The sequence below is a fragment of the Herbaspirillum sp. genome (genome assembly GCF_035644555.1).
Taxonomy (GTDB): Bacteria; Pseudomonadota; Gammaproteobacteria; order Burkholderiales; family Burkholderiaceae_D; genus Herbaspirillum.
The window spans coordinates 67,936-90,297 of sequence record NZ_DASQOH010000064.1 but is presented as its reverse complement, the minus strand read 5'-3'; the positions used below and the strand labels follow the sequence as shown (position 1 = coordinate 90,297).

Here is a 22,362-nt window from a genome sequence, read left to right as displayed (position 1 = left end):
GCCAACAAGGTCGGTCAGGCCGTGCTCAGGGCAGCACTTCGATGGTGGCAATGTAGGTGGCGCGGCGTTGGGTGGCCTGCGGCAGCGTGGTCTTCTGGTCGGCGACGCTGGCTTCCATCCAGTACATGCCCGGGCCCGCCCACTTCACGCTGAACTTGCCATCAGCCGCGGTCTTGAGCTTGGTGTCGAGCAGCTTGTCGCGATAGCGGATGCCGCCGGGCACCAGTTCCACCTCGATGTCGGGGGCCGGCTTGCCATCCAGCAGCAGCTGGAAGGTCGCGGTGTCACCCGCCACCAGGTCGGTGGGATGGGTCACGGGGACCAGCTCCAGACCGGTGCCGGTCGGCGCCAGGGCCGCCGTGGTCGGCTTGCCGGCGGTCACGAAGGTCTCCACCCGGCTATTCATCTGGGTCACCTTCAGTTCGGTGGCGTTGGCCGGGATCTCCTTGGCCAGGGCCTCAGCGCTACCGCGCCAGCGCTTCTGCTGGCCATCGATCTTGTAGCTGGCGAAGACGCCGTTGTTGACCACGGCAATCTTGTAGGTGCCGGGCTGGCTCAGTTGCACATCGAAGGTGCTGCGATACTTGCCGGTGGCGGCATTGACCGCCTGCAGCGGCTTGCCGTCGGGGCCGGTCACGACCAGCCCGTCCAGGCGCAGCGGGAAGTGTTCGAAATAGAACAGGTCGTTGGAGACCGCCGCATCCACCGTCACCCAGGCCTCGCTGCCGGAGAGCACGGTGGCCGAGGGCAGCAGCCACTGGCGATGGGCATGGGCCGACAGCGGCAGGCTGATGGCCAGGGCCAGCGCGGCGATCTTCATGGAACGGGCGGTGAAGTGCTTCAGGGAAAACGTCATGACAGGTTCCTCTTTCTTGATGGTTTTATGGTGTGATGCTGCGCTTCTGTGCCTCAGGGCTTCAGTTCCAGCGCTACCGCCCCCAGTTCACTGCTGCCCTGGCCCTTGGCGCTCTGGACCGACTTGGGCGGCCACTGGAACGGCACCTTGACCAGTTCGCGACCGCCGACTTCGCGGGCGGCTTCCACCATCAGCACATAGTCACCCGGGGCCAGATTGGCCAGCGGCCCCTTGGCAGAACCGAAATTTAGCTTCTGCTCACCCGGCGCGCGGGTGGCACCGCTGACGCCGTCGATCGGCATCTGCTGCTCGCGGCCAGTACGACGCCACCACTGGCGCATATCCTTGAGCCACTTCTCGCCTTCCTTGTCCTTCTTCTTGACGTCGTACCAGACCGCCAGGTTGGCCGCCACGCTCTGGTCGGCCCGTTCAATCCAGGCCGCCAGGTAGGGCCGGTGGTATTCGGCCACATTCAGGGTGGGAACCTCGATCTTCAGGTTCATCTCCGCCGCACCGGCCGGGGCGGCCGTGGCGAACAGCGCCGCCATGGCCAGCGCCAGGGCGGTCGGTTTGAGCAGCATGGAATGACTACGCTTCATGTGACCTCGCAAAATAAGACAGGATGACTGGCTGCAAGCCCACCGGGCTCGTCTGGCTGGGAGAAAAACGCAAGCTTCAATGCATGAACAGCAGCGCCAGCAACAGTGGCGCCACCAGGCCCAGCGCGACCAGCGGCCAGGTGGCCGGGCGCTTGCCGGCATGCATCTGCAACAGGAACAGCCCGGTGATGCAGAACACCAGGCAGGCTACGGCGAAAACATCGATGAACCAGCTCCAGGCGGCGCCGGTATTGCGGCCCTTGTGGAGGTCGTTGAAATAGGAGATCCAGCCGCGATCGGTCTTTTCGTATTCCACCTGCCCGTCTTCCAGCGCCACCCGCAGCCAGGCATCGCCGCCGGGACGTGGCAGCGCCACATAGACTTCGTCGGTCGACCACTCCGCCGCCTGCGTGCCCACCGCCACCGACCATTGCTGGGCCACCCAGTCCCGCACCGGCGCAGGCAAGGGGTCCTTGCTGCCGCCTTTGGTATCGACGGCGGAGGCCGCCTCGGCCTGCTGGCGTAGCGGGGTCAGCAGCGCGGGCGGCAACACCGCGGTGCGATGCACCACCTGCGGCTTTGCTTCGATCTGTGCGGCGTGGTTCAGCGTCAGGCCGGTGACGGCGAAAGCCAGCATCGCCACCAGGCAGATGCCGGAACTGATCCAGTGCCACTGGTGCAGGTGCTTGAGCCAGAAGGCCCGACGCTTCTGGTCCGCAATGGCATTGACAGGGATGATCGAAGAATCCTTCATGAAAGCGACAACCGAAATGAAGCAGGCTGCAAATAATAACAATTCTCAATTATAGCTTTACTGCTGCGCTGTGCCAGCCCCATCGCGGGTCTTTTACTTTGCGATACATGACGATACAAACCCGCCCAGGCAGCTCCCGCAGCCGTCCGTCTCAAGGCGCCAGCCCGGCAGCGATACGCAGCGCCGGGGCCAGTGAGGCCGGCAGCATCGGTCCGTGCGCCAGCCCCGGGAAGCTGCGCATCTGCACCTCCAGCCCCTGGCGCTGACGCAGCCGCACTGCCATTTCCTGCAGCGCCTGGGGCGGTAACCAGGCGCGCGCGGCCAGCATGGCGCGGCTACGTTCATCGAGCTCCCGGGCGGGCTTGCGCTCGCGCTGTTCGGCCTCCCCCACCATCAGCCACAGCCGGGCGCCGGGCGCCTCCGTGAAACGCCGTTCTTCGTCCAGGATCAGACCGCGCTGCCACCACAGCGACGGGCTGGCGGCGATATAGCGGGAGAACAGCCCCGGCCGGGTGAACAGCGTATGCAAGACGAACAAGCCACCATAGGAATGCCCCCACAGACTCAGGCGCCCACTGTCCAATGGCGCCAGCCGGCGCACCTGCGGCAGGATGCGATCCTGCAGCAGGTCCAGGAACACATCGGCCCCACCGCCCCGGCGTCCGCGCAGGGCTTCGTCATCGGCCTGCCCGGCAGGAATGGGCGGCGTGTAGTCATAGGCGCGGGCCGCGACATCGAAGCGCAGGTCAGTGTCGTAGCCGATGGCCACGATCACCGGTGGACCGGCCGCATCCAGCGCCTGCAACTGCGCTTCGTCGATGGCCGCCAGCGCGGCATTGCCGTCCAGCAGGACGATGGCCGGATAACCGTCCGCCGGCGCGGCACGGCGTGGCAGGCACACGGTCACCCGGTAGCCGCGCTGGCCGTCCTGCGAGCGCAGCGCAAAGCGCTCGAAGCGATACCAGGCCGAACCGTGCTCGGCAATCGTCGGCCCCAGCCGCTGCGACAGGTCCGGCTGGGCCGCCGCCATTGCCGGCAGGCTGGCCAGCATGGCGGCCACCAGCAGGCGCCGCCGGTGCAGATCGACGCCGGCCATCAGAAGCGCTGCGTCAGGCTGACCCACAGGCGGCGCCCATCGCCGACGGTGTTGAAGCTCTGCTCATCCAGACGCTTGTCGGTGAGGTTGTAGATCGCCGCGCTGACCGAGGTGAGCTGGTTGATGTCATGCGTCACCCCCAGGTCGGCCAGGGTATAGCCCTGGTACTCCTTGACCCCCGACGAGGAAATGGTGGTGCCGGCAGTCCCCACGCGCGCAGCTGCATTGACCTCCTTGCCGTGGTAGGCCAGCGCACTCCAGACGGTCCAGGCATCGGCCGGGGTCCAGTCGGCACGCAGGTTGAACATGTGCTTGGGCGTGCGGGCCAGCGCATAGCCGTCATAGGCGCCCCCCTTCTGGCGCGAATCGGTATAGGTGTAGTTGGACTTGAACGCCACGCTGCGGGTGGCCTGCCAGCGCCCGCTCAACTCGATGCCCTTGATCGTGGCGCGATCGACGTTGTAGCTGGTCCAGAGACGATAGTTGCTGTTGGCCGACCAGCGCGCAATGCTGCCATTGGCGTTATAGACCAGGGCATTGCTGACCTTGTCCTTGAAGTCGGTGTAGAACAGCGTGGCACCGGCGGCCAGGCCGGCGTGGTTATCCCACTGTGCGCCCATTTCCCAGCTGGTGCTGGTCTCGGGCTTGAGGTTGGGGTCGCCGATGATGACCCCACAGGTGCCGGTGGGGCCGACCGTGCAGCCAGCGCCCCCGGTGGTATAGGCGTAGCCCGGTGCGATGGTGCGAATGTCCGGCGCCCGGAAACCACGCGAGACGCCACCCTTGAGCACCAGTTGCTCGCTGCCATGCCAGACCGCATACAGGCGCGGGCTCCAGTGGTTGCCATAGACCTGGTGGTGGTCCAGGCGCAGGCCGCCGGTGAGGGCCAGGCGTTCAGTCAGCTTCCACTCGTCCTCGACGAACAGCGCCTTCTGGGTGATCTTGAACTGCTGCACCAGGGTACTGCTCACGCCCGGGTTGACGTCGGTCAGGGTGGCCTCGTTCCACTGGCCGCCCAGTACCAGCCAGTGCGCCCCCAGCGGCAGGGACAGCTTGCCGTCCATCACCAGGTTCTCGATCTTGGGGGCGCGCGCGGCCTGGGTGTAGCTGTCGCTGCCGACCGGGCGTTCGGTGTAGCTCTTGCGCTGCGCCTTCTCGTAGGAGATGGACACATCCGAGGTGGCCCAGCCATAGCGACCGGTGTGCGACAGCGACATGTGGTCGCGCGGGTTTTCGTTGTAGGTATCGGCCGTGGTACGCGTGGCCGCCAGGGTGTGATAGCTGGAGGCATCGCGCCGGACCTGGGTGGTGCCGATCTCGGCCAGGATGTCGTGGTCCTTGTTGGGCGTCAGCGCCAGGCGGGCGGTAAAGTCGGTGTCCAGCGCCTTGGTATTGCCGTTGAGGATGCGGTCTTCCTGGCGCTTGTAGACCTTGCCCCACATCTGCAGTCCCAGCACATCGCTGGCGATGGGACCGTTGACGTAGAACTGGCCCTGGTAGGCATCTCCCGAGTCGGCATGCTGCTGCAAGGTGGTATCGACGCTGACCGAGCCGCCCCACTGGCGCGCCACCTTCTTGGTGATGATGTTGATCACGCCGCCCATCGCATCTGAGCCGTAGAGCGAGGACATCGGCCCGCGCACCACCTCGATGCGTTCGATGGCCGCCAGCGGGGGAATGAAGGATTGCTCGAAGCCGGAATTGCCGTTGGTGCGCGCATCGCGCGTGCTCTGCCGCTTGCCGTCCACCAGGATCAGGGTATAGGCACCGGGCAGGCCACGAATGAAAATGTCCTTTTCGCTGGCGGTGCCGGTGACAGTCACGCCCTCGACATCCTTCAAGGCATCGGTAAGGTCGCGAAAGGGCTTCTTCTTCAATTCATCCTGGCCGATGACGGTGATGCTGGCCGGTGCATCGATGACTTCCTGCTCGAAACCGGTGGCGGTGACCACCACCTGGCTGAGGCCGGCTTCGGCCTGCTGTGCCTGCGCCAGACCGGCCGACAAGGCCAGTGCGGCAGCCACCGCGAGCGTCATGCGATTGGGTGTGAAAAGACGGTATGCGTACATGTGATTGCTTCCCCTGTTGGATGCCAGCGTGCCGACGTCCGGGCGCAAACGCTCCCCTGCTGGCCACGGTCATGGCCTGCAACGTCGCTGGGGAAATGGATTTGCGCCAGACCGGACGGGTCCTGGTCGATTGCCGTTGATTTGCAAATGAGAATTATATTCATTTAAAATCGGCAAAAGTTTGTCAAAGTGTGCCAAGCCAAGGCCACCGGAGAAGGAACAAGCATGCAAGCGCAACGCCACATCCTGGTGGTGGATGATCATCCCGATATCTGTGAACCGCTGGCCGCCTACCTGCGCCGCCAGGACCTGCTGGTGAGCATGGCCCTGGATGCCGCGCAGGCGCGCGCGCTGCTGGGCAGGCAACGCTTCGACCTGGTGGTGCTGGATGTGATGATGCCGGGCGAGGACGGCCTCTCGCTGTGCCGCTACATCGACCAGCAGCTGGGTACGCCTGTGATCCTGCTGACGGCCATGGCCTCCAGCGACGACCGCATCCGCGGCCTGGACACCGGCGCCGACGACTACCTGATCAAGCCCTTCGAACCCGGCGAATTGCTGGCCCGCATCCGCAGCGTACTGCGCCGCATCGCCCGCCAACTGCCGGGCGCGGCGCTGCCCGCGGCTCCGCTGGCGGTGCGGCGCTACCTCTTCGATACGTGGACCCTGGATGTGGACAAGCGCGAACTGCGCGACCGCGACGGCGCCAGCGTGACCCTCTCCAGCGTCGAATACCGCCTGCTGCGCGTCCTGCTGGAACATCCCAACACCGTGCTCTCGCGCGACCGCCTGCTGGACCTCACCGCCGGCACCGAAGCCTTGGCCTTCGATCGCAGCATCGACAGCCAGGTCAGCCGCCTGCGCAAGAAACTCGAACCCGACCCGCGCCGCCCCAGCCTGCTCAAGACGGTATGGGGCAACGGTTATCTGCTGGCGGCCCAGGTCAGCGCAGAGCCCGCCGTCTCATGAGACTGTGGCCGCGCACCATGACCGGCCAGTTGCTGGCCCTGCTGCTGGTGGGTCTGGTAGCGGCCCATGCCATCGGCCTGATGCTGGTACTGGGCAATGGCGAACGCATCCACGTGATCTCGCGCGAGCAGATGGCCGAACACGCCGCCATCGCCTGGCGCCTGGGCCTGCTGCCCACGCCCCAGGCCCGGGCGGCGTTGCACCAGGCCAGCCTGGACAGCCGACGCTATACGCTGGACCCGCAACCGCACATCGATGCCCAGCACCAGCGAGGACGCGATCAGGACATCCTGCGCCAGCGCCTGCAGGACCTGCTGGCGCTGCCCGCCGATGCCCTGCGGGTGAGCCTGTACGAACCCCCGGAAGGCCCGGCCACGCTGCGCATGGCGTTGCGCACGCCAGATGGGCATTGGGTCAACACCGTGCAGTTCCCGGTGATCACCCAGGGCTGGCAGCGCCCGCTACGCTTCTCGGTGCCGGTCTCGACGCTGCCGGTGCTGGTCATCGTGGCGCTGTTCCTGCGCCGCATCCTGCGCCCGATCAAGGCCCTGGCACAGGCCGCCGAACGGGTCAGCCGGGGTGAGCAGATCGACGCCCTGCCGGTCACCGGCCCGCAGGAAGCGCGCGACGTCACCAGCGCCTTCAACCTGATGCAACAACGGCTGCGCCGCTTCGTGGAAGACCGCACCCGCATGCTGGCCGCCATCAGTCATGATCTGCGCACGCCGATCACCTCCCTGAGACTACGGGCCGAACTGGTGGACGATGCCGCGCTGCGCACGGCGATGATCCGCACCCTCGAGGAGATGCGGGTCATGGTGGAAGAAACGATGCACTTTGCCCGCGACGATGCCCACGCCGAAGCCACCCAACAGATCGATCTGCAGGCACTATTGCGCGAGATCGCCGAGGAACAGTCGGCCCAGGGCCACCAGGTGCTGCTGGAAGAGGCGACTTCCCAGCCCTATCGCTGCCGCCCGATCCACCTGCGCCGCGCCCTGGGCAACCTGGTGGACAACGCAGTGCGCTATGGCCAGTGCGCGCGCCTGTCGCTGAGGGCGCAGTCCGATGGCGCGCTCACGATCCTGGTCGATGATGACGGCCCCGGCATCGCCGAGGCGCAATTGGAGGAAGTCTTCAAGCCCTTCGTGCGCCTGGACCCGGCCCGCCATCGGGGCCGCGACAGCCATGTCGGCCTCGGGCTGGCCATCGCACGCTCCAGCGTGGAGGCCCATGGCGGGCGCCTGCTGCTGTGCAATCGCAGCGGCGGTGGCCTGCGCGCCCAGGTGAGCTTGCCGGCCTGAAATCTCCCGCGCCGAAGGCTAGCGCAACAGCTCGTAAGGCCCGCCCTTTTCCAGCGCCCGCTGGTAGGCCGGCCGGGCGTGGATGGCCTCCAGGTAGTGGAGCAGCCTGGGATAACGCGCATCCAGCCCACCTCGCGCCCGCAGCCCCTCGACCGGGAAACTCATCTGGATGTCGGCCCCCGTGAACTGCGCCCCGGCGAACCAGCCGTCCTTGCCCAGTTCGGCTTCCATGAACTTGAGCTGCCGCTCCTGCTGCGGCGCGACCACGCGGCTGCGCATGCCCTGCGCCAGCATCCTGGCGATCGGACGGATCAGCACCGGCACGGCCCCGGGCATCTTGGCGAAGATCAGGCCCAGCAATAGCCAGGGCATGGCCGAGCCCTCGGCGAAGTGCAGCCAGTAGCGATAGCGCAGGCGCTCGGCGGTGCCGGCGGCCGGCAGCAGGCCACTGTCGGCGCCGTAGCGCTCCAGCAGGTATTCGATGATGTTGCCCGACTCGGCCACCGTCAGGTCGCCATCGGTGATGACGGGCGACTTGCCCAGGGGATGGACCGCCAGCAGTTCCGGCGGCGCCAGCATGGTCTTGGGATTGCGCTGGTAGAACCTGATCTGGTAATCCAGCCCCAGCTCTTCCAGCAGCCACAGCACGCGCTGCGAGCGGGAGTTGTTCAGGTGATGCACGGTGATCATGGCGGCGTCCTTGTAGAATGCGGGCTTAGCACTTTAACACCGCTGTCCCACATCCCTCTTCCATGGTCGCCATGCCTCTCTACAAACAATTTGCCGACCAGCTGGCGGCCTCGATCCGCGCCGGCGTGCTGCGCCCGGGCGAGCGCATCGCCTCGGTACGCATTGCCAGCCAGCAACACAAGGTCAGTGTCACGACCGTGGTACGCGCCTACGAACTGCTGGAAAGCCAGGGCATCATCGAAAGCCAGCCGCAATCCGGCTACTTCGTGCGGGCCCAGGCCGAGACCGTGGCCATGCCCGTGGCCAAGACCTCGCGCGAGGATCACCCGGCCTGGCAGGAATCGACCGAGGTCGACGTCAGCCGGCTGGTGCTGGCCACGCTCAGGACCATCCAGCAGGACGGCACCGTGCCGCTGGGGTCGCCCTACCCCAACCCGGCGCTGTTCCCCTCGCACCGGCTGGCGCAGTACGCCGGCAAGATCGCCCGCCATGCCAGCCAGTCCAGCGTGTTCGACGACCTGCCGCCGGGCCATCCGGAACTGCTGCGCCAGATCGCCCGCCGCTACCTGGAAAACGGTCTCAAGGTCGATCCCGAGGAAATCGTCATCACCGTCGGTGCGACCGAGGCCATCAACCTCTGCCTGCAAGCCGTGGCCAAGCCGGGCGACACCATCGCGGTCGAGACCCCGACCTTCTACGCCATGCTGCACGCCATCGAGCGACTGGGCATGCGGGCGCTGGAAATCCCCACCGATCCCGAGCGCGGGATGGACGTCGGAGCCCTGGAAGAATGCCTGAAGACGCAAGCCGTGGCGGCCTGCATGGTGATGCCCAACTTCCAGAATCCACTCGGATTCCAGATGCCGGACAGCGAAAAGGAAAGGCTGGTGCGCCTGGCCGAACAGCACCAGATGCCGCTGATCGAAAACGCCGTCTACAGCGAGCTCTATTACGGCAACGCCCATCCGTCCTCGTTGAAGAACTACGACCGCGACGGCCTGGTGCTGCACTGTTCGTCCTTTTCCAAGAGCCTGACCTCGGCCTACCGCATCGGCTGGGCCATGCCCGGCCGCTACCGCGATCAGGTGGAAAAGCTCAAGTTCCTCAACACCCTGGCCACGCCCACCGCGCCGCAACGGGCCATCGCCGAATACCTGACCCAGGGCGGCTACGAGCGTCACCTGCGCCGGGTACGCCGCGCCTTTGCCCAGCAACGCGAGTTGATGCGGCACTTCGTGCTGCGCTTCTTCCCGGAAGGCACGCGGGTCTCCGCGCCCGAAGGCGGTTATGTGCTGTGGGTGGAATTGCCGCCGCAGGTGGATGCGATGGAGCTGTATCGCCGCAGCCTGGCACTGGGCATCACGGTGGCGCCGGGACGCATCTTCGCGGCCACCAATCGCTACAGCCATTTCATCCGGCTCAACTACAGCTATGACTGGTCGAGGGAGATCGAACAGGCCCTCAAACTGATGGGCAAGCTGGTGCAGGAACTGGCGGATTGAGTTGTCTGCGGCTGCTCACGGCGGCGGTGGCGCCTAGGTCGCTCAGGTAGCGCTTACAGAGGCGGCGGCACCAGCAAGCTGACGCTGCCGGTCCCGTCCTCATTCATCGCTACCTGCACCACGCCGGCCTCTTCCAGCGCCGACAGCAGCCGCCGCAAGGTACTCATGCGCAGTTGCGTGCGCTTGGACAGGCGCGCCAGTGACAGCGCGCCGCCCTCCTTCTCTTCGGCGTCGGCCTGCAAGGTTTCGACGATGAGCAGTACCTCGGGCGGCACGCCCAGCTGGCGCGAGCGCTCCTGCAGGTCGCCGCTGCCCGGGTCCGCCGAGTCCGCCATGTCTGCCATGTCCACCATCTCTGCTTACGCCGCCGTGCGCTGCACCGCCGAACGCGACAGCAGCACCGGAATCGACTTCGAGGTCGGCGTGCGGGCCTGGTCGGCAAAGCTTTCCAGCGGCACCAGCGGATTGGTCTCGGGATAGTAGCTGCCGATGCAACCACGGGGAATGTCGTAGGCCACCAGCAGGAAACCATCGGCGCGACGTTCCACGCCATCGTCCCAGACGCTGGTGATATCGACCCACTCGCCATCCTTCAAGCCCAGCATCTGCAGATCGGCCGGGTTGATGAACACCACCCGGCGCTGGCCGAACACACCGCGATAACGGTCGTCCATGCCATAGATGGTGGTGTTGTACTGGTCGTGCGAACGGGTGGTCATCAGGGTCAGCAGCTTCTCGCCGTGGATCGCCCGGGCACGATGGATGGGCGTGTCCTTGGGGATGTCGAGGACCACGAAATTGGCCTTGCCGGTGCTGGTCTTCCAGACCCGGTCACGCGAGGCCACGCCCAGGTGGAAGCCACCCGGATTGGCGATGCGTTCGTTGTAACCCTTGAAGGCGTCGTAGACCTTTTCGATGGCGTCACGGATGCGCGAATAATCCTCGGCGTACCACAGCCAGTCGATCTGGGGACCATTGCTGCGCGACTGCATGGTGGCCTGCGCGATATGCGCCACGATGGCGGTTTCCGACATCAGCTGCTCGGAAGCCGGCTTGTTGATGCCATAGGAGACGTGCACCATGCTCATCGAATCCTCCACCGTCACACCCTGCGGACCGGACTTCTGCATGTCGATCTCGGTGCGGCCCATGGTGGGCAGGATCAGCGCGTCACGGCCATGTACCAGGTGACTGCGATTGAGCTTGGTGGTGATATGCACCGTCAGGTTGCAGGAGCGCATGGCCTCGAAGGTGCGCGGGGTGTCGGGCGTGGCCATGGCGAAGTTGCCGCCCAGGCCGATGAAGACCTTGGTGCGCCCTTCCAGCATGGCCATGACCGAGCCGACGGTGTCGTTGCCGTGGTGACGCGGCGCCTTGAAGCCGAACACCTGTTCCAGGCGATCCAGGAAGGCCGGGGTCGGCTTTTCGTCGATTCCCACGGTGCGGTCGCCCTGCACGTTGGAGTGACCACGCACCGGGCACAGGCCAGCGCCCTGGCGGCCGATGTTCCCGCGCAGCATCATCATGTTCGACAGCAGCTGGATGGTGGCCACTGCATGCTTGTGCTGGGTCAGGCCCATACCCCAGGTGGCGATGACCGCCTTACCCTTGACATAGACCTGGGCCAGCTTTTCGATGTCGTCACGGGAGACGCCGGATTCCTCGACGATGTCGTCCCAGCTTTCGCCACGCGCCTGGGCGGCAAACGCCTCGAAGCCGGCGGTATGTTGCTCGATGAAGGCCACATCGATCACGCGCTCGGTGCCTGCAGCCAGGGCAGCGTCGTCCAGCTCGATGGTGCGCTTGATGACGCCCTTGATCAGCGCCAGGTCACCACCCAGCTTGGGATGGATGAACATGGAACTGATCCGGGTGCTGCCCATGGTCAGCATCTCGACCTTGCTTTGCGGATCGGCAAAGCGCTCCAGACCGCGTTCCTTCAGCGGATTGATGGCCACGATGGTGGCGCCGCGCTTGGAGGCGTGACGCAGCTCGCCCATCATGCGCGGGTGGTTGGTGGCCGGGTTCTGGCCGAACAGCAGCAGCGTGTCGCAGTGGTCGAAGTCTTCCAGCAGCACGGTGCCCTTGCCGACCCCGACAGTCACCGGCAGGCCCACGCTGGTGGGCTCATGGCACATGTTGGAGCAGTCGGGGAAATTGTTGGTGCCGTACTGGCGCACGAACAACTGGAACAGGAAAGCCGCCTCGTTGCTGGCGCGGCCGGAGACGTAGAAGTCGGCCATGTTGGGATCGGGCAAGGCATTGAGATGCTGGCCGATCAGTTCGAAGGCGGCACTCCACTCGATCTTGCGGTACTTGTCGGTGGCGGCGTCGTAGACCATGGGATGGGTCAGGCGGCCGTGTTCTTCCAGCTCATAGTCCGACTGCTGCATCAGCTCGGCCACGGTGTGCTGCGCGAAGAAATCGGGCGTCACCCGCTTCTTGGTCGCCTCGGCGGCCACCGCCTTGACGCCGTTTTCGCAGAATTCGAAGGTGGAGGTATGCTCCCGGTCCGGCCATGCACAGCCGGGGCAATCAAAACCGTCCGGCTGGTTCTGCGACAACAGGGTGCGCAGCCCCTTGCCATCGGCCACGTGTTCCTTGACCAGGTTCAGCGCCACGTATTTCAGTGCGCCCCAGCCGCCTGCGGGTTGATTGTATTGCTCGATTCTTGGTTTGGAAGGCATGATGTCTCGGGTCGGAGTGGAGTCCAGTGTAGGTGAAGTCTAGGTCACACCAACCGCTGCTGGAATGCACAGGAACGCTCGCCGGTTTCGAGTACAGTGCACCACAAGCCGCCCGCGCAAACGCCCCACCCTGCGCTATCCCATTATCCGGCGCCGCCTTGCGGCCGATCACATCAGTCGTCCAGCGGCAAGGCCAGGGTTTCCTTGATTTCCTCCATCACCACATAGCTCTTGGACTGCGCCGCCCCTGGCAGCTGCAGCAGGATATCGCCCAGCAGCTTGCGGTATTCGGCCATGCCCCGGATGCGCGCCTTGATCAGGTAGTCGAAATCGCCGGAGACCAGGTGGCATTCCTGCACCTCGGGAATGCGCAGCACCTCGCGCCGAAACTGCTCGAACATGTTGCCCGACTTGTGGTTCAGCGTGATCTCCACGAACACCAGCAAGGTCGCCCCCAGCGACTCCGGATTGACGCGCGCGTAATAGCCGGTGATGACCCCATCGCGCTCCATGCGCCTGACCCGTTCGATGCAGGGCGTGACCGACAGCCCGACCTGCTCGCCCAGCTCCTTCATGGAAATGCGCCCATCCTTCTGCAGCACCGCCAGGATGCGGTGATCAAGCTTGTCGAGGGTACGGACGGACTGCTGCTGGGTTCTCATGGGATTTTTCCTGTTTCAGCGCGATTTAAATTATTTCTTCCTGAAATCATCAATAAATACGCGAACAAACACTATTTATTCACCCATATCATAGCTGAATCTTCTAATCCACCAGCCTTTTGTAGCGGCATCATTCAAAACGGGGAATCAACATGCGCGTCGTCATTCTTGGAAGCGGTGTCATCGGGGTCACCAGCGCCTGGTATCTGGCCAGGGCCGGCCATGACGTGACCGTACTGGACCGCCAGCCCGGCGCCGCGCTGGAAACCTCGTTCGGCAATGCCGGCCAGATCTCCCCCGGCTACGCCTCGCCCTGGGCTGCCCCCGGTATTCCGTTGAAGGCCATCAAGTGGATGTTCCAGGAACACGCCCCGCTGGCCATCCGCCCGGACGGCACGCTCAACCAGCTGCGCTGGATGTGGCAGATGCTGCGCAACTGCAATGCCGAGAGCTACGCCGTCAACAAGGAGCGCATGGTGCGCCTGGCCGAATACAGCCGCGATTGCCTGCGCGCGCTGCGCGCCGATGTCGGCATCCCCTACGAAGGCCGCGAGCAAGGCACGCTGCAACTGTTCCGCACCCAGGAACAACTGGACGGAGCGGCCAAGGACATCGCCGTGCTCAAGGAAGCCGGTGTTCCCTTCGAACTGCTGCGTCCGGACCAGCTGGGCGGCGCCGAACCGGCGCTGGACAAGGTGCGCGGCAAGCTCACCGGCGGCCTGCGCCTGCCCAATGACGAAACCGGCGATTGCCAGCTCTTCACCACCCGCCTGGCCAAGATGGCCGAACAGCTGGGCGTGAAATTCCGCTACGACGTCTCCATCGATGCACTGGCCATGGCCGGCGGCAAGATCGCCGGCGTCATCTGCGGCAAGGAACTGGTACAGGCCGACAGCTACGTGGTCGCCCTGGGCTCCTACTCGCCGCAGTTGCTCGCCGATGTGCCGGGCCTGCCCGCCATTCCGGTCTATCCGCTCAAGGGTTACTCGATCACCGTGCCCATCACCGACGCCAGCGCCGCCCCGGTCTCGACCATCCTGGACGAAACCTACAAGATCGCCGTCACCCGCTTCGACGACCGCATCCGCGTGGGCGGCATGGCCGAGATCGTCGGCTATGACACCACCCTCAAGGCCAAGCGCCGCGCCACGCTGGAACTGGTGGTCAACGACCTCTTCCCCGGCGCCGGCGACACCCGCCAGGCCAGCTTCTGGACCGGCCTGCGCCCGATGACCCCGGACGGCACGCCGGTGGTCGGCGCCACCCCGGTCTCGAACTTGTTCATCAACACCGGCCACGGCACCCTGGGCTGGACCATGTCCTGCGGCTCGGGACAACTGCTGGCCGACCTGATCTCGGGCCGCCGCCCCGCCATCGCCCATGAAGACCTCTCGGTCGAGCGCTACATGCAGTCGGGCGGCCGGGCGCAGGCCCCGCGCCTGGCAGGTGCCTGATCCGGGCTGACGACAGGACCCACGCCCTGCATCCTTCACCCCAATAGTCTCTTCTGCATCCCTCGCAGAATGGTTGGCCGGAGCGAAATGCCCCGGCCTTTTTTATGGCCGCCGCTCAGCGGCTGCGACGCACCGCCCCCAGCGCCGCCGGGTGGGCCGACGGCACATGCCCGGTCATCTTCCTGAACATCGTGGAAAACGCCGCCGGCCGTTCATAGCCCAGGTCATAGGCGATCACCGTCACCGAATGCCCCAGCGCCAGCCGGGAGATCGCATTGACGATACAGGCCCGCAAGCGCCACTGCTGGAAACCCATCCCCGTCTGCGCCAGGAAACGGCGATTGAAGCTGCGTTCGCTCGTGTGCAGTTGCTCCGCCCACTCCCCCGGACGCGAGCGGATCGACGGCGCCATCATGAAGCTGCGGCACAGCGCGCCCAGCTTTTCCTCCTGCGGCAGCGGCACGTGGACCGGAATCTCGCGGGCACGACCGATCTCGGCCAGGAGCAGGCGCATCAGGTCTTCTTCCCGGCTGTTGGGCGCGTAGAGCGGATCGATGCGGGTCGCCTCGATCAGCAATTCACGCAACAGGGGCGGCACCTCCAGCACCTGGCAGGTCTGCGCCTGACGCGGTGCGTGCTCGGGCTCCACGAAGGCACTGCAGGTCGTCACCGGCAGCAGCATGCGGCTCAGGTGCTCGCGCCCAGACGGAATCCACACCGCGTGCTGCGGCGGCACCACCCAGGCCCCATCCTGCGTGACCACCTGCATCATGCCCGCCAGCCCGAACAGCAATTGCGCCCGCCGATGACTGTGCAGGGGCTGCAGCGAACCGCTGGGATAATCGGCACCCGCCACCACCACCGGACGCGCGATGTCCCCCACGCGGTCGATGGGCAGGGTCGGCGGAGCTGGCGTGGGCTTGGGCATGTGTAAACCGGTGATGGCGCAGATTCAAACATTATTGACCAATGATCGAAAGTCAGTCAAAGCCCCTTTGCTCTACTGTGCTCACTTCTGCAGGGCTTTAACCAACCGGCTTTCGACATGAGACGCACCTATCGTGGCGCTGCCGCCGATGCTCTGATCACGGCTCTTGAAGGTGCTCCCGTCTTTCTACCCATCGCCTGGCGCTACCGATATTCGCCGGCCTGAATCTGGTCAGCGCCCTGTGCATCGCGCAAACCGCCGTCAACCCGGAGCAATTGCAACGCGAACGTGAACGCGCCCTGCGCCAGCAGCAGGAGCAGCGGCCGGACGTGGGCCTGGGTGGTCCCGCCGCCAGCCCGACGCCGCAGGTCTTTCCCGCCGAGGAGCAACCGTGCCGGCTGATTTCATCCATCACCCTGGAGGGCGATCAGGCCGAGCGCTTCCGCTTTGCGCTCGCCAGCGTGACCGGACCGGACGGCGCGCTCGGGCGCTGTCTGGGCTCACAAGGCGTCAATCTGGTGTTGGCCCGGGTGGAGAGCGCCATCGTGGCGCAGGGCTATACCACCACCCGGGTGCTGGCGCGCCCGCAGGACCTGTCGACGGGGCGGCTGGTGTTGAGCGTGCAGCCGGGGCGTGTGCGTCACATCCGCTTTGCTGCCGATGCAAGTGCCCGTGGCACTGCCATCAATGCCCTGCCGCTGAAGCCGGGCGACATCCTCAACCTGCGCGATATCGAGCAAGGACTGGAAAACTTCAAGCGCCTGCCGACCGTGCAGGCTGACATCAAGATCACGCCCTCCGAGGATACCGGTGCCGAGGCGGGCGACAGCGATCTGGTGATCCAGTATCAGCAGGCCTTCCCGTTCCGCCTGACGACCACGCTGGACGATGGCGGCGCCCGCGCCACCGGCAAGTATCTGCTGGGGCTGACGCTGGCCTATGACAACTGGTGGACCCTCAACGACCTCTTCTACGTGAGCGTCAGCCGCAGCCTGAACCATTACGGCGACCACGGCAGCCAGGCCTATACCCTGCATTACTCCCTGCCCTGGGGTGACTGGATGGGCGCGCTCACGATGTCGGGCAACCGTTATCACCAGACCGTGGCCGGGGCCTTCGAGAACTTCGTCTACAGCGGCCGTTCGGAGACCACCGAATTCAAGCTCTCGCGACTGGTCCGGCGCGATGCCGCCAGCAAGAGCACGGTCTTCGTCAAAGGCCTGCTGCGCACTGCCTACAACGCCATCGATGAACTGGAGATCGGCGCGCAGCAGCGTCGCACCAGCGCCTGGGAGGCGGGGCTGAACCACCGCCAGTTCATGGGCGACGCCATTGCCGACGCCACCCTCGCCTATCGTCGTTCGCTGGACTGGCAAGGCAACGAACCGGCGACGCCCTACGACCTGCCGCAGATCGCCTCGCGCTACGGCCTGTGGCTGCTGGATGCCTCGCTGAATGCGCCCTTCCAGTTGGGCTCGGCGCGTCTGCGCTACAGCGGCACGCTGCGCGCACAGTGGAACCGGGGAGCACTGCCGCCGCAGGACCAGTTTTCCATCGGCGGCCGCTATACGGTGCGTGGTTTCGATGGTGAGCTGACCCTGCAGGCCGAACGGGGCTGGTTCCTGCGCAATGAGCTGGCACTGGCCCTGGGTGATAGCGGACAGGAACTGTTTGCCGGCGTCGATACCGGTGCGGTGGCCGGTCCGACGGCGCAGTACCTGACCGGTCGCCGGCTCACGGGTGCGGCGCTGGGCGTGCGCGGCAGCGTGGCAAAGATGAACTACGAGATGTCGCTGGCGACACCCCTGGCCAAGCCGGTGGGCTTTGCCACGGCCGCGCTGACCGGTGGCTTCAGCCTGCAGTGGTCGTTCTGAGCTAGTCGTTCTGACTTAGCGGTCCGAGCTAGCTCGACGTGCGGGAAAAGTCCCACATCATCCCCGGCCAATGGCTGACTGTCGGCCGGGGCGGCTTGCTCAATAATGGCCGCCATGGACCATCGCCGGATGTCCCGGTGCACAGAGTCCGAGGAGACCATCATGGACCGCAATGCTGCTCCCCCCGCCGACGCCCGTCACCAGGACGAGGCCGCCGACATCGCCCGTGCCAACCAACTGCGCTACGTCAACGACGAGATGCCGGGCATCCGCCGCAGCCGCCATGGCAAGGGCTTTGCCTACCATGATGCGCAGGGCCGACTGATACGCGATGCCGAAGTCCTGGCGCGCCTGAAGTCGCTGGCCATTCCACCGGCCTGGGAAGAGGTGTGGATCAGTCCCCATCACAACGGCCATATCCAGGCCACCGGGCGCGATGCGCGGGGTCGCAAGCAGTACCGCTATCACGCCCGCTGGCGCCTGGTGCGCGACGACGCCAAATACCTGCGCATGATCAGTTTTGCCCGCGCCCTGCCCACCATCCGCAAGGTGGTGGAGCAGGATTTGCAGCGGCCCGGCCTGCATCGGCAAAAGGTATTGGCGGCGGTGGTGCATCTGCTGCAGAGCACCTTCATGCGGGTCGGTAACGATGAATACGCGCGGCAGAACAAGTCCTTCGGACTGACCACGCTACGCCATCGCCATGTGCGGGTCGATGGCAGCGATGTGCTGTTCCGCTTCCGTGGCAAGAGCGGGGTGCAGCATGACATCAAGTTGCATGATCCCTATGTGGCACGCATCATCCGCAAGATGCGCGAGTTGCCGGGGCAGGAGCTGTTCCAGTACGTGGATGACGACGGTGAGCGGCACTGCATCGACTCCGGCGACGTCAATGCCTATCTGCGCGAGGCGGCGGGCGAGGATTTCAGCGCCAAGGATTTCCGCACCTGGGCCGGTACGGTGCTGGCTACGCTGGCGCTGCAGGCCTTCGAGCGGGTGGACTCGCAGGCCCAGGCCAAGCAGAACGTGGTCCGCGCCATCGAGAACGTGGCGCGACGGCTGGGCAATACCCCGTCGATCTGTCGCAAATGCTATGTACACCCGGCGGTGATCGAGAGCTATCTCGATGGCAGTTTCGCCGAGTTGCTGGAAGAGCGCGTGCAGGCCGAACTGGTGCAGGAGTTGCATGACCTGTCGCCGGAAGAGGCGGCGGTGCTGGCATTGCTGCAACAGCGCCTGCACGAAGCCGATGAGGCTCCAGCACGCCGGCCGGCGCGCAAGGAAGGCCGCCGGACGAGCAGCACTGCGCGCAAGGCTGCACACGGCAGCGCGCACGCTGCAGGAGCCTGATCGGCAGGATCATTGCCCTCAGCGGGCGCGACGAAAGGTGAGGTTATAGCGGCAGCGACCGGTGAGCGGGTGCTCGCCGTCGCGCAGCACATCCACGCCGTGAAAGGCCAGCCGTGCCGGGCCGCCCCAGACCACCACATCCCCACTCTCCAGCCGCATGCGTTGCGGCTTGTCGCTGCGCTCCATGCCGCCAAAGAGGAAGGTTGCCGGTAAGCCGAGCGAGACCGAGACGATGGGTTGCTGCATGTCTTCTTCGTTACGGTCCTGATGCAGCGACATGCGGGCGCCAGGATCGTAGCGGTTGACCAGGCAGGCGTCCGGCAGGAAGGGAGCAAAGCCGGCCGCCTCGGCCGCCCGCTGTGCCAGTGCGACGAATGCAGGCGGCATGTCGGGCCAGTGTTGCCCGGTCACCGGGTCCAGCGTCTGGTAGCGATAGCCACGACGGTCGGTCACCCAGCCGAATTGCCCGCAATTGCTCATCGCCACCGACATGCGAAAGCCGCCCGGCGTCTGCATATTGCGCAAGGGGGAGTGGGCCAGCACGGTATCGATGGCAGCTACCAGCGCTGCAGCCTCCTCGTCGCTGACGAAGGCGCGCAGCAGGGTCGCCCCCTCGGTGATGGGCTCGATCTCGGGCTCGCGGGGCAGCGCGGCGAACAGGTCACCAGTCACGGCACAGCCTTGGTGCGCGGGGGCGGCGTGGCGATGAACTCGGTGACCGTATCCAGCGTCGGCGCCAGGAATCGCAGCGGCCTTGCCAGGCTACCCACCAGGGAGGCGTGCGAGGTGTTGTCGAAGTAACGTTCCTCTACCGGCACCTGCTGTGCGCGCAGCAGCGTGGCCAGCCCGCTCGTATTGCGGGTAGCCGATACCAGCTTGTCCTTGTGCGAGGCAATCAGCAGCGCGGGTGGCGCACCGGCCTGGACGTGGCGCACCGGTTGCGAATCAGGCGGCGAGTCGGGGGCAAAGAATACCGGCTTGACGTCCGGGTTTTCGATGGGCAGGAAGTCGTAGGGCCCGGCCAGGCCGATCCATCCGCGCAAGGCATCCGGCGAGGCGCCGGCCTGGCGCAGCCAGCGCGCGTCCAGGGCCAGCATGGCCGCGTTATAGGCGCCGGCACTGTGCCCCATGACGAAGACCCGTTGCGGATCGCCGCCCAGTTCGTGCAGGGAACGCAGGGTCCAGGCCAGCGCCTGGGCGCTGTCCTTGAGGAAATCCGGATAACGTACTTCGGGATAGACGCGATAGTCCGGCAGCACGGCGATGATGCCGCGAGAGCTCAAGGCTTCGCCGACGAAGGCGTAGTCCTTGCGGCTGCCTTCGTTCCAGCTGCCGCCATAGAAGAAGACCACCACCGGCAAGCCCTTGGCGCTCGCAGCGTCGGCCTGCGCAGCCGGCCGGTAGATGTCCAGCTTCTGGCGTGGATTGTCGCTGTCGGCGTAGGCCACGCCTTCGGTCTTGATGTAGCTGGAGCTCGGGGTAACCGCGTTGATGGCCGATAGCGGCGAACAGGCGATCAGGCCACCCAGGACCAGAACCGCGCCGGTGAGAGCGAGGCCGGCCTTGCCAAGAACATGCATGCACGACTCCTGCAATATGAAGTAACAGCCATTGTAGCCGCCTCTGCCCGCGCCTTCAGGCGGGCTTGCGGTCGGCGGTGGCTGGCTACGGCTGCGATTGCGGTTGCGGCGGTTGCGGCGGGTGCGCCACTGCCTCGCGCGCCAGCAAGGCCGCCTTGCGCTCGATGCCCCAGCGGTAGCCGGACGGTGATCCATCCTGGCGCACGATGCGATGGCAGGGAATCAGCAAGGCAATCTCGTTGTGCGCGCAGGCGCTGGCCACCGCCCTCACCGCCGCCGGCTGGCCGATGCGGGCGGCCAGTTCGGCGTAGCTCAGCGTCACCCCCGGCGGTATCTCGCGCAGGGCCTGCCACACGCGCTGCTGGAAGGCTGTGCCACGCACGTCCAGTGGCAGCGTGGCGCCACGTTGCGGGTCATCCAGCGCGGCCAGCACCTGCGCCAGTGTCTGCTCGAAGGCGGCATCGCCCGGCGCCAGTTCGGCCTGGGCAAAGCGGTCTTGCAGTTGCTGCACCAGGATCTCGGCATCCTCGCCCAGGGTGACGGCGCAGATGCCCTGCTCGGTGGCCGCCACCAGCAAGGCGCCCAGCCAGCATTGCGCCACCGCGAAGCGGATTTTTTCGCCACGGCCGCCGTGGCGGTAGGCCGCCGGCTTCATGCCCAGGTCGGCATTGCGGTGGGCGTAGAAGCCGCCGCTGGAATTGAAGCCGGCTTCATAGAAGGCCTCGGTGACACTGGCGCGTGAGGCCAGTTGCTGACGCAGGCGCTGCGCGCGCCGGGCGTCGCCATAGGCCTTGGGCGTCAGCCCGGTGTGGGCCTTGAAGAGGCGATGGAAGTGGTAGCGGCTCAAGCCCACGGCCTGGGCCAGGTCCTCGGTGGCGGGCGCCTGCTCGGCGGCTTCGATCAGGCGGCAGGCCTGGGCGATGGCCTGGGCATGGCGTTCCTGCAGCGGTGGCAGGTCGGGCCGACAGCGCTTGCAGGGGCGAAAACCAGCCGCTTCGGCAGCCGCGCCACTGGAGTGGAAGGCCACGTTCTTGCGCAAGGGCGTGCGCGCGCCGCAGGAGGGCTTGCAATAGACGCCGGTGCTCTTGACCGAATACCAGAACAGGCCGTCGAACGCCGGGTCGCGGCGCTGCACGGCCAGCCAGCGTTGCTGGTCGATGAGGGACGGGGCGATTAGGGACGGGTCGGTCAGGGACGGCTCGGCGGATGCGGGGCCCTCCTCCGTGGAGGGCGCGGGGGACGTTGGGGGCCTGGAAATCATCGGGGAGGTCGTGCTCGGCATGGGGTGCTCCTGCTATCGGGTCAGGATGATTCTAGGCGCCCCGTGGCGGCGTCGCACTCGGGCGCTTGCTTTTGAATTCGCAGGCGGCCCGCCCTTTACCTTCACTATCTCATTGGGAGAAGCGAATGCGCTGGCGCGACTTCACCGGCTGCATGACGTGTTCCAGCGGCAGTTCGTGCGACTGCTTGACCTTCTTGAGAGTGATGTTGGATTTGACGTTGGTCACGCCAGGCAGGCGCAGCAGCCGGCTCATCATGAATTCGGAAAACGCCGCCAGGTCGGGGGCCACGATGCGCAGGATATAATCGCCCTCGCCCGTGACGGAAAAGCATTCGGTGACCTCTGGCATCGTTTCCACGGCTTTTTCGAACAATTCGCCCCGGGTTTCGCCCTGGCGATCCAGGGTGACGGTGGTGAAGGCCGTCACGCCCAGGCCGACCACTGCCGGGTCCAGCACGGCGGTGTAGCGTTCGATGACGTGGGCTTCTTCCAGGCGCTGAACGCGACGACTGATCTGGGAGGTGGACAAGTGAACTTTCAGTCCCAGTGCACTGTTGGTAATATGTCCGTCACGCTGCAGCTCGGTCAGCAAGGCCAGATCGTAGCGATCCACATTGATGATGCTCATTTATCTCTCCAATTTTCTTATTTAAGATTTATTTGTGCATATTAACCCCTAATTTGCGCAAAAAACAATCACAAATTG

Annotated in this window: 20 protein-coding genes; 6 read left to right on the top strand and 14 right to left on the bottom strand. The window is 65.6% G+C overall.

The window, feature by feature from the left end; all coding sequences use genetic code 11:
• Window positions 1-25 precede the first annotated feature (25 nt).
• The 5 genes from VE092_RS18110 to VE092_RS18090 all read right to left on the bottom strand — a co-directional run bounded on the left by VE092_RS18110 (window position 26) and on the right by VE092_RS18090 (window position 5,374).
• Entirely contained in the window at window positions 26-856 is an 831-nt protein-coding gene (locus VE092_RS18110) for a DUF4198 domain-containing protein (RefSeq protein WP_006464544.1), read from the bottom strand.
• A gap of 53 nt (window positions 857-909) precedes the next feature.
• The gene (locus VE092_RS18105) at window positions 910-1,455 is read right to left on the bottom strand and encodes a DUF2271 domain-containing protein (RefSeq protein WP_039876113.1); all 546 of its coding nucleotides are present in this window, start codon (window positions 1,453-1,455) and stop codon (window positions 910-912) included.
• A 76-nt stretch (window positions 1,456-1,531) separates the two neighbouring features.
• Window positions 1,532-2,209 carry a PepSY-associated TM helix domain-containing protein gene (locus VE092_RS18100; RefSeq protein WP_324879148.1) on the bottom strand — a complete coding sequence of 226 codons (678 nt, stop codon included), beginning with the start codon at window positions 2,207-2,209 and terminating at the stop codon, window positions 1,532-1,534.
• Window positions 2,210-2,360: 151 nt separating this feature from the next.
• Complete coding sequence (locus VE092_RS18095; protein ID WP_324879146.1) at window positions 2,361-3,305, bottom strand: alpha/beta hydrolase; 945 nt, start codon at window positions 3,303-3,305, stop codon at window positions 2,361-2,363.
• Window positions 3,305-5,374: a TonB-dependent receptor domain-containing protein gene (locus VE092_RS18090; protein ID WP_324879144.1), complete on the bottom strand. Its 2,070-nt coding sequence runs from the start codon at window positions 5,372-5,374 to the stop codon at window positions 3,305-3,307. The genes VE092_RS18095 and VE092_RS18090 overlap by 1 nt, the downstream gene beginning before the upstream one ends.
• A 225-nt stretch (window positions 5,375-5,599) precedes the next feature.
• Here VE092_RS18090 and VE092_RS18085 point away from each other — a divergent pair, with 225 nt between their 5' ends.
• Both VE092_RS18085 and VE092_RS18080 read left to right on the top strand, forming a co-directional pair.
• Entirely contained in the window at window positions 5,600-6,343 is a 744-nt protein-coding gene (locus tag VE092_RS18085; RefSeq protein WP_324879142.1) for a response regulator, read from the top strand.
• The gene (locus tag VE092_RS18080; RefSeq protein ID WP_324879140.1) at window positions 6,340-7,647 is read left to right on the top strand and encodes an ATP-binding protein; all 1,308 of its coding nucleotides are present in this window, start codon (window positions 6,340-6,342) and stop codon (window positions 7,645-7,647) included. The genes VE092_RS18085 and VE092_RS18080 overlap by 4 nt, the downstream gene beginning before the upstream one ends.
• Window positions 7,648-7,665: 18 nt before the next feature.
• Here the strand turns inward: VE092_RS18080 and VE092_RS18075 are convergent, their stop codons facing one another.
• On the bottom strand, window positions 7,666-8,337 hold the full coding sequence (locus VE092_RS18075; protein ID WP_324879138.1) for a glutathione S-transferase: 672 nt from the start codon (window positions 8,335-8,337) through the stop codon (window positions 7,666-7,668).
• Window positions 8,338-8,399: 62 nt separating this feature from the next.
• On the opposite strand from VE092_RS18075, the gene VE092_RS18070 reads away from it, so the two are divergent.
• A complete protein-coding gene (locus VE092_RS18070; RefSeq protein WP_324879137.1) occupies window positions 8,400-9,839 on the top strand; it encodes a PLP-dependent aminotransferase family protein in 1,440 nt (479 codons plus the stop codon).
• 53 nt (window positions 9,840-9,892) lie between these two features.
• Here the strand turns inward: VE092_RS18070 and VE092_RS18065 are convergent, their stop codons facing one another.
• The 3 genes from VE092_RS18065 to VE092_RS18055 form a co-directional block, all read right to left on the bottom strand.
• Window positions 9,893-10,183, bottom strand: a complete 291-nt coding sequence (locus VE092_RS18065; protein ID WP_324879135.1) for a helix-turn-helix domain-containing protein — start codon at window positions 10,181-10,183, stop codon at window positions 9,893-9,895.
• A gap of 15 nt (window positions 10,184-10,198) precedes the next feature.
• Window positions 10,199-12,526: an FdhF/YdeP family oxidoreductase gene (locus VE092_RS18060; RefSeq protein WP_324879133.1), complete on the bottom strand. Its 2,328-nt coding sequence runs from the start codon at window positions 12,524-12,526 to the stop codon at window positions 10,199-10,201.
• Between the two features lie 173 nt (window positions 12,527-12,699).
• Complete coding sequence (locus VE092_RS18055) at window positions 12,700-13,188, bottom strand: Lrp/AsnC ligand binding domain-containing protein (RefSeq protein WP_006464533.1); 489 nt, start codon at window positions 13,186-13,188, stop codon at window positions 12,700-12,702.
• A 152-nt stretch (window positions 13,189-13,340) separates the two neighbouring features.
• On the opposite strand from VE092_RS18055, the gene VE092_RS18050 reads away from it, so the two are divergent.
• Window positions 13,341-14,642: a D-amino acid dehydrogenase gene (locus VE092_RS18050; protein WP_324879130.1), complete on the top strand. Its 1,302-nt coding sequence runs from the start codon at window positions 13,341-13,343 to the stop codon at window positions 14,640-14,642.
• 115 nt (window positions 14,643-14,757) lie between these two features.
• Here VE092_RS18050 and VE092_RS18045 read toward each other — a convergent pair whose 3' ends face one another.
• Window positions 14,758-15,570: an AraC family transcriptional regulator gene (locus VE092_RS18045; protein WP_006464531.1), complete on the bottom strand. Its 813-nt coding sequence runs from the start codon at window positions 15,568-15,570 to the stop codon at window positions 14,758-14,760.
• Window positions 15,571-15,845: 275 nt separating this feature from the next.
• Between VE092_RS18045 and VE092_RS18040 the strand changes: the two genes are divergently transcribed.
• Both VE092_RS18040 and VE092_RS18035 read left to right on the top strand, forming a co-directional pair.
• Window positions 15,846-17,444 carry a ShlB/FhaC/HecB family hemolysin secretion/activation protein gene (locus VE092_RS18040; RefSeq protein ID WP_324879127.1) on the top strand — a complete coding sequence of 533 codons (1,599 nt, stop codon included), beginning with the start codon at window positions 15,846-15,848 and terminating at the stop codon, window positions 17,442-17,444.
• A 162-nt stretch (window positions 17,445-17,606) separates the two neighbouring features.
• Complete coding sequence (locus tag VE092_RS18035) at window positions 17,607-18,794, top strand: DNA topoisomerase IB (RefSeq protein ID WP_324879125.1); 1,188 nt, start codon at window positions 17,607-17,609, stop codon at window positions 18,792-18,794.
• An 18-nt stretch (window positions 18,795-18,812) separates the two neighbouring features.
• On the opposite strand, the gene alkB is transcribed toward VE092_RS18035, so the two are convergent.
• The 4 genes from alkB to VE092_RS18015 all read right to left on the bottom strand — a co-directional run bounded on the left by alkB (window position 18,813) and on the right by VE092_RS18015 (window position 22,284).
• On the bottom strand, window positions 18,813-19,466 hold the full coding sequence (gene alkB / locus VE092_RS18030; protein WP_324879123.1) for a DNA oxidative demethylase AlkB: 654 nt from the start codon (window positions 19,464-19,466) through the stop codon (window positions 18,813-18,815).
• A complete protein-coding gene (locus tag VE092_RS18025) occupies window positions 19,463-20,374 on the bottom strand; it encodes an alpha/beta hydrolase (RefSeq protein ID WP_324879121.1) in 912 nt (303 codons plus the stop codon). The genes alkB and VE092_RS18025 overlap by 4 nt, the downstream gene beginning before the upstream one ends.
• Before the next feature lie 85 nt (window positions 20,375-20,459).
• Window positions 20,460-21,656, bottom strand: coding sequence for a bifunctional DNA-binding transcriptional regulator/O6-methylguanine-DNA methyltransferase Ada (gene ada, locus VE092_RS18020; RefSeq protein WP_324879119.1), 1,197 nt, complete (start codon window positions 21,654-21,656; stop codon window positions 20,460-20,462).
• A 109-nt stretch (window positions 21,657-21,765) separates the two neighbouring features.
• Entirely contained in the window at window positions 21,766-22,284 is a 519-nt protein-coding gene (locus VE092_RS18015; protein WP_006464522.1) for an Lrp/AsnC family transcriptional regulator, read from the bottom strand.
• Window positions 22,285-22,362 lie beyond the last annotated feature (78 nt).